Source organism: Paenibacillus marchantiophytorum (assembly GCF_014640555.1).
In the GTDB taxonomy this organism is placed as follows: Bacteria; Bacillota; Bacilli; order Paenibacillales; family NBRC-103111; genus Paenibacillus_E; species Paenibacillus_E marchantiophytorum.
In genome coordinates this window covers 38290-45618 of the sequence record NZ_BMHE01000053.1, presented here as the reverse complement: position 1 = coordinate 45618, position 7329 = coordinate 38290, and the positions used below count along the sequence as shown (strand labels likewise).

Genomic DNA, 7329 nt, shown 5'->3' with positions numbered 1-7329 from the left:
CGGGAGCCGCAGGGGTTACGGGACCAACAGGAGCGACGGGAGCCGCAGGGGTTACGGGACCAACAGGAGCGACGGGAACCGCAGGAGTTACGGGACCAACAGGAGCGACAGGGGCCGCAGGGGTTACGGGACCAACAGGAGCGACGGGAGCCGCAGGGGTTACGGGACCAACAGGAGCCACGGGAACCGCAGGGGTTACAGGGCCAACAGGAGCAACAGGAGCAACTGGAGATACGGGACCAACAGGTGCTACAGGAGATACCGGAGCCACAGGTACAAGTTTGACGGACAATTCAGCTTTTGCAGCAAATACATCAGGTACCTTGCTGGTTGTTCTAGGTGGATTGAACATTCCTTTGCCCAACAATCAAAACATCGGTTCAGGCATCACGATTAATGGCGCTAATACAACGTTTACACTTACGAATGCTGGACGTTACTACATTTCTTATAAAATAAATGCTACGGCAGCTGTTTTAGCTCAATCCAGAGTGTTGTTGAATGGCGTATCCGTGCCTGCATCAGTAAATACACCCGCATTAAGTGCTACTGGTTTTTTAGGAGACTTTATAATTACAGTGCCGGCTGCATCCACCATTATTCTTCAAATGTTTGGCCTGATTGCAACGGTTGTATTAGCTCCGCCTGGTGCCACGATTAACATTATCCGACTAAGTTAGACGGTATTTTTAGGAATCTACTGTGTTAATAAACATCAATAGGAGGTACACTGTCATAGCTTAATATGTTTTGGAGTGATTGCAGAGTTAACCTGGGCAGCCTAGCGCGGAGATAAAGGAACTACAGTTCGCTATTATAGGAAAAAATAGCATTATTGGGAGTGTGAGGGAACTACAGTATGCTATTTTGCGGTTTGTTGCGAAATTTAGCTCATATCGTGGAAATAAGGCCCTGTAGTTCCGCTACTACCCTAATATCTTCGATATTTGCCTAAATAGCGGCCTACAGTTCCTTTAATAGGATTCTGGACGTCTGGATGTGGCTCATCGTCTCCTAAGGGGAGCCGATTTTCTTAGAACGCTTTTTACGGGGTTAAACCATGGTAAATAAGGTTGCTGAAAGTGTTATTAGCTCAATGGAACCTTCTATGGAGGGAGCGCTGTCTCATATGGCTGATAATGGTTGGGATGTAGGCTTAAGCGAGAAGGGAACATCCTTGTATCGAACCTATGAAACGCCCCTGCGATATGCTGAATTTCTCTGGAAAAAATAAGCCGGCTAAAATTTTCACCTGTACTCATATTGCAGCAGGCTATAAAGTGGGATAAACTGAGTCAACAGATTCCCATTTATCTAGATAGATTTTATAAGGAGCGATACTCTTTTGAAGACTTTAATTATTGCGGAAAAACCTGATATGGGGCGAAATATAGCCGCCGCAATAGAACCTAAAGCCAAGAATCTCAGGTCCTATCTGGAAGGTGAAGAATATATTATCACCTGGGCGATCGGGCATTTAATTGAGCTGGCTGAACCGGATAAATATGATGATAAATATAAAAAATGGAACATCAATCACTTGCCCATCATTCCGGATGAATTCAAGCTGATTCCCAATCCAAGGACTTATGATCAATTGAAAGTCATCGCAGAACTGGCTAAGAAGTGCGATCAGCTCGTCAATGCTTGCGATGCGGGGCGGGAAGGGCAGCACATTTTTTCACTGATTCAGCGGCATTTGGGACTGAAACAGCCTGTAAAACGCCTATGGATCTCCGATTTAACGTCGGAAACCATTCGGCATGGCTTTGCCACACTGAAGGACGGCGCAGAATACGAAAACTTGACACGCGCTGCCCGCTCTCGCAGTGAAGCAGACTGGTTGATTGGTATGAATGGCTCACGTGCATTTACAACGAAGCATAATGTCCTGCTCTCTGTAGGCCGTGTTCAAACGCCAGTGCTCGCGCTTATTTATGATCGACAGAAGCAGATTGAAGCTTTCTCGTCCCTCAAATTTTATGAATTGGAAGGACATTTTACCCAGGGCGAAACGACTTATCGCGGCATGTGGCAAGGCGAGCGATTGACAGATCAACCCAAAGTCGAAGCTCTCGCCGCCAAGGTCAAAGGGAAGCCAGCACGCATCATTTCCTATGAAGTGAAGGATACGAAGGAATACCCGTTCAAATTATATGATTTGACGCTTCTTCAGCGTGAGGCGAACGGCAAATACGCTTTCTCTGCTAAGAAGACATTGGATACGGCGCAAGCGCTGTATGAGAAGCACAAGGTAATTTCATACCCAAGAACGAATTCGAACTATGTGACGGAACAAAATATTCCCGAAATGCATAAATCGTTGTCTGCTTTGCAAGGAACTGCATATAACGATTTAGTGCAAGGGGCTAACCGCAATCTGGTGCATAAAAACAACAAATTTATTTGCAATCCAACGAAGGTAGAAGATCATCATGCCATCCTTCCGACGAATCGCAAAGCTTCGGGACTTAGTCCGGATGAGCAGAAGCTATATGACTTAATTGTCCGACGGTTTTTATCGCAGTTTTATCCGCCAGCCGAGTACAAGGTCCACACCGTGATGACGGAAGTGGAGCAAGAGATGTTCAAGACGACAGTGAAAGAACTGCTCGATTTGGGCTGGAAGGTCATTTATGCCGATCAGAAGAAGGAAAAACCTAAGGCTTCCAAAGGCAAGGACAAAGACGACGAAGAGGATGAGGAAGTGGAAGTTAGCGAGCCATTCTCCGTTGATTCTCAGGGCAATGTCATTTGTCATGATGCGATTGTGAAAGAGAAGGACACGCAACCCCCTAAGCATTTTAACGAAGGAACCCTGTTGAAAGCGATGGAAAGCGCAGGCAAACAGATTGAGGATGAAGAGCTTCGCGATGCGATGAAAGATTCCGGCCTGGGCACACCTGCAACGCGAGCTGCTACGATCGAACGACTCAAAAAGGTCGGGTACATCGATATGCAAGGCAAGAAAATTGTGCTGACGCAAAAGGGACGGACGGTTGTAGAGCTTATCCGCGGCGCAGGTATTGAGCTGCTGACATCACCAGAGATGACGGGGCAATGGGAACGCAGATTGAATGAAATTTCTCGTGGTACCGCATCGGACGAGCAGTTCATGCTCAATGTGAAGAAGTTTGCAACTTTGATTGTGAACAAGGTTCGTGTGCAGACCAAAGCTTCCAAAGATGCTTTTGAAGGGGAGACGCCTCCAGCAGGAGGAGCCAAACGGGGAGCAGCAAGATCATCTTCCGCGTCCTCCGAAAGCAGTGCTAAGAAAGCGGCAGCCCCCAAGAAGACAGCTGCGGCGAAACAAACGGATGGCGCGAGCACTTTTCTGGCAACTTGTCCAAGACCTGGCTGCGGTGGTTCTTTGTTCATGGGCCGCAAAGGATATGGCTGTTCACACTATAAGGAAGGCTGCAAATTCGTGATTTGGAAAGAAAGCTTCGGGCGGAATTTAACAGATGCGCAAGTACAAGCGCTAGTCAATAAAGGGAAGACGACGAAGCTCAAGCTCGTTCTGGCTGACGGAACAGCAGCGGATGGTCGGATTGTTTTGAAAAACATCGATACCGGGGAACTGGGAGTCGAAACGGAATAAAGGAGACAGACCGTGAGTGACTTAACACACTTAACGAACGATTGGGCTTCCTGCCTGAGATCCGAATTTGAGAAGCCCTATTTCCAAAGCCTGCGTGCTTTTATGGAAATTGAATATCAGACGCAAACCATTTTTCCTGAACAAAATGAGATTTATGCGGCCCTACAGTTCACCTCATATAATGATACCCGAGTTGTTATTTTGGGACAGGATCCCTATCATGGAAGAGGCCAGGCGCATGGCCTCAGTTTTTCCGTTAAACCAGGTATAACACCACCGCCATCCTTGCAAAATATATACAAAGAATTACAGAACGATCTTGGCTGTTTGATCCCGGATAACGGCTACCTCAAGAAATGGGCTGATCAAGGCGTTCTTCTGTTGAACACGGTGTTGACTGTACGTGAGGATACTCCGAACTCGCATAAGGGAAAAGGCTGGGAAACGTTTACGGATAACATCATCCGAACGCTAAGCGATCGCGAACAACCCGTCATCTTCGTGCTGTGGGGAAGTCATGCCCAGGCCAAGGAACGGCTTATCGATACAACAAAGCATTATATAATCAAATCGGTACATCCTAGTCCGCTGTCTTCGTATCGCGGATTTTTTGGCAGTAAACCTTTTTCCAAGGTGAATGCTTATTTGAGAGGACTAAACAGTGAAGAAATCGATTGGCAATTGCCAAACTTGAATAGGAAGGAGCAGGAAGGATGAGCGATAAGCAAGAATTTATATATGTCATACGATTGCAGCCTGCTTATTTTGATCGAAGCCTTTGGACGGACAAAGAAAATAACATTATAGAAGAGCATTTTCAGTATCTTTTGCAGTTAAAAGAAGCAGGAGAGCTCATTTTAGCAGGACGCACGCAAACGTCTGACGAGAAAACATTTGGCATCGTGATCTTGCGCGTAGATAATGAATTAGAAGCCAGATTGATCATGGAGCAGGATCCGGCTGTCGCCAATCAGCTGATGACAAGTGAATTGTATCCGTACAGCATCGCTGTCATGTAAGTGGAGCAAATAGTCAAGGACGAAGGAGAGATTCGCATGAAATTTCAAGATTTTAAGTATGAAAGGCCTGACTTTCAAGCTTTTGAAACCAAGTTCAAAGGACTCTTGGAACAATTTAAACAAGCTTCTTCGTTTGCCGACCAAGATCAAGCGATGGAAGCAATCGTTCATCTGCGCAGTGAATTGGATTCTATGGAGTCTATCGCAAGAATTCGTCATAGTGTGGATACAACGGATGAGTTCTATAAAGCGGAGCAAGAGTTTCTGGATGAAATAGAACCGTTATATCAAGGGTTGATTACTGATTTCTATCAAGCGCTTATTGATTCTACATACCGCACGGAACTTGAGCTCAAATGGGGGAAGCAGCTGTTTAGAATTGCTTCGCTCGCTCTGAAAACATTCTCACCGGAGATTGTTGAGGATTTGGTTCAAGAGAATAAACTAGCAAGTGAATATTCCAAGTTGTTGGCTTCAGCCAAGCTGGTTTATGAAGGAGAAGAACGGAATTTATCGCAACTTGCTCCTTTTCAAGTGTCGACAGACCGAAAAGTGCGCAAAGAAGCGAATGATGTGAGATATAGCTTCTTCATCGCGAATGAAGCCAAATTGGATGAGTTGTATGATCAATTAGTGAAAATCCGCTCTGTAATTGCCCGCAAATTGGGATTCACTAATTTTGTTGAGCTCGCTTACGCGCGCTTAAACCGATCAGACTACAATGCGAAGGATGTTGAAACCTTCCGTAAACAAGTACATGAGCATATTGTCCCCGCTGCAACCAAGCTCAAGGATCGTCAGAAAGCTAGAATAGGTGTAGATTCGCTGCACTATTATGACGATAAGTTTGGCTTCCCATCCGGGAATGCGACACCCAAAGGTGATGCGGATTGGATTGTAGAACAAGCCAGCAAGATGTATGCCGAGCTTTCACCTGAGACGGATGAATTTTTCACATTCATGATTGAGAATGGATTAATGGATCTAGTCGCCAAGAAAGGCAAAAGAGTTGGTGGGTATTGCTCGTATATCAGCAGTTACCAAGCTCCGTATATCTTCTCGAACTTCAATGGCACTTCTGGTGATATTGACGTCTTAACTCATGAGGTAGGCCATGCTTTTCAAGGATTTAGCAGCCGTGAGTTCCAAGTGCCGGAATATATTTTCCCGACGTTGGAAGCCTGTGAGATCCATTCCATGAGTATGGAGTTTTTGGCATGGCCGTGGATGTCGTTGTTCTTCGCGGAGGAGACAGATAAGTACAAGTTTAAACATTTAAGCGAGTCGCTTTTGTTCATCCCATATGGCGTTGCCGTTGATGAGTTTCAACACCGGGTATACGAGCAGCCGGAGCTGACACCTGCAGAGCGGAAACAAGTCTGGCGTGAAGTTGAACGCAAGTATTTGCCGCATCGGGTCTACGAGGATAACGATTATTTGGAAAGAGGAGGCTTCTGGCAGCAGCAGCCCCACATTTACAAAAGCCCGTTCTATTACATCGATTACACATTAGCTCAAGTGTGCGCATTTCAGTTCTGGAAACGGGCCAATGAAAATCCGGAGACAGCTTGGCAGGACTACTTGCGTCTATGCAAGCAAGGGGGAAGTCAGAGTTTCACCGAGCTTGTTGAGGTAGCGGGACTCATTTCTCCGTTTCAGGACGGCTGTGTCGCTTCTGTCATCGGCCAGATTGAGTCTTGGATTGACCAGATTGACGATAAAAGCCTCTAGATTATAGGCTTCACATGCTTGATTTGTAAGCCGCTGTCGCAAGGTTTGCCAGTTTCATAAGAACGATTGCCGAGTCTTTCATGCAACAGGCTAAAGTCGGCCGCGGAGCCGCTTTGCAGCGCTTGTATGGCGGATTGGACAACAAGCAGCCCATCTTCCATCGCAAGGTCCCACAGGTCCCAAACACTGTACGTGTAAGTTTCGCCCTGTGCGGTAGGACAATTCCAAACAGTCTTGGCTTCGTTGAGGTAATCCAGCGGAGCCGGATGTTTGGTGTAGACTAGCGGCGAGATTTGACCCAAGGTCAACAGACGTTTGATCCCTTTTGGATCATGAAATAGCCGCTGCGCCCGAATCATATCCCTATAGGCGTCGTTCCAATCCTTCTCGGTAATTTGCGATGCTCGATCCTTATACTGATTAGCAGCAGCATTCGCAAGCGCTGGAATAATCCCTAGCGGGAGCGTGTCACCGACGTAGATTTCTTTCCAAACTGGTGTTTTCCAAGTTTGCATGCCCAGCTTCTGACGAACGATCAGCGTGTCCAGAATAATCTCAAAACGTTGATGATCCCACTTTTTGAAACCAGATTTGTAGAATACATAGGGATGCATGTTGCGATCAAGGATGTGATGGGTGATGAATCCTAGCGCATACACAACAGCAGGATTATACAAGCCTCTGCCTTGTACATGATGAAGGATGTCTTCGATGAAGGGCCCGCACTGCTGTGCATGCATAAGAGAGCCTAATTCATTCATCTTCTTGTCTTTTTTCCAAGGCAGAAAGTTATGATAGAAAAGGAAATCAGGCCCCTGACAGCCAAGAGAGAAAATATTTCGCAGTTGTTTATCATTCAGCATAGGAGCATGGCCGAGCTGTTTCATTAATTCTTGTCCGAAAATAAGATGCGTCCAAATATTTGGCAACGGTGGACCTCCTCACAGGAAATAGTAGAAATTGACCCCTTCCATTCTA

At 46.2% G+C, this 7329-nt stretch carries 6 protein-coding genes; 5 read left to right on the top strand and 1 reads right to left on the bottom strand.

Going from position 1 to position 7329, the window contains the following annotated elements:
* The 5 genes from IEY34_RS30705 to IEY34_RS30680 all read left to right on the top strand — a co-directional run.
* On the top strand, positions 1–680 hold a 680-nt coding region (locus IEY34_RS30705), incomplete at its 5' end, for a BclA C-terminal domain-containing protein (protein ID WP_444544038.1).
* A 665-nt stretch (positions 681–1345) separates the two neighbouring features.
* A complete protein-coding gene (locus tag IEY34_RS30695) occupies positions 1346–3601 on the top strand; it encodes a type IA DNA topoisomerase (protein WP_189019235.1) in 2256 nt (751 codons plus the stop codon).
* A gap of 12 nt (positions 3602–3613) precedes the next feature.
* On the top strand, positions 3614–4318 hold the full coding sequence (locus IEY34_RS30690) for a uracil-DNA glycosylase (RefSeq protein ID WP_189019234.1): 705 nt from the start codon (positions 3614–3616) through the stop codon (positions 4316–4318).
* Positions 4315–4620 carry a YciI family protein gene (locus tag IEY34_RS30685; RefSeq protein WP_189019232.1) on the top strand — a complete coding sequence of 102 codons (306 nt, stop codon included), beginning with the start codon at positions 4315–4317 and terminating at the stop codon, positions 4618–4620. The genes IEY34_RS30690 and IEY34_RS30685 overlap by 4 nt, the downstream gene beginning before the upstream one ends.
* A gap of 36 nt (positions 4621–4656) precedes the next feature.
* Positions 4657–6351 (top strand): M3 family oligoendopeptidase, encoded by a 1695-nt coding sequence (locus IEY34_RS30680; RefSeq protein WP_189019230.1) that lies wholly within the window; start codon positions 4657–4659, stop codon positions 6349–6351.
* Here IEY34_RS30680 and IEY34_RS30675 read toward each other — a convergent pair.
* Positions 6348–7280 carry a zinc dependent phospholipase C family protein gene (locus IEY34_RS30675; RefSeq protein WP_189019228.1) on the bottom strand — a complete coding sequence of 311 codons (933 nt, stop codon included), beginning with the start codon at positions 7278–7280 and terminating at the stop codon, positions 6348–6350. The genes IEY34_RS30680 and IEY34_RS30675 overlap by 4 nt on opposite strands.
* Positions 7281–7329 lie beyond the last annotated feature (49 nt).

What these genes read in the sequence shown, in the direction of transcription:
- IEY34_RS30685 (WP_189019232.1), top strand. Translation starts at nt 4,315, where the DNA reads ATGAGCGATAAGCAAGAATTTATATATGTCATACGATTGCAGCCTGCT.
- IEY34_RS30680 (WP_189019230.1), top strand. Translation starts at nt 4,657, where the DNA reads ATGAAATTTCAAGATTTTAAGTATGAAAGGCCTGACTTTCAAGCTTTT.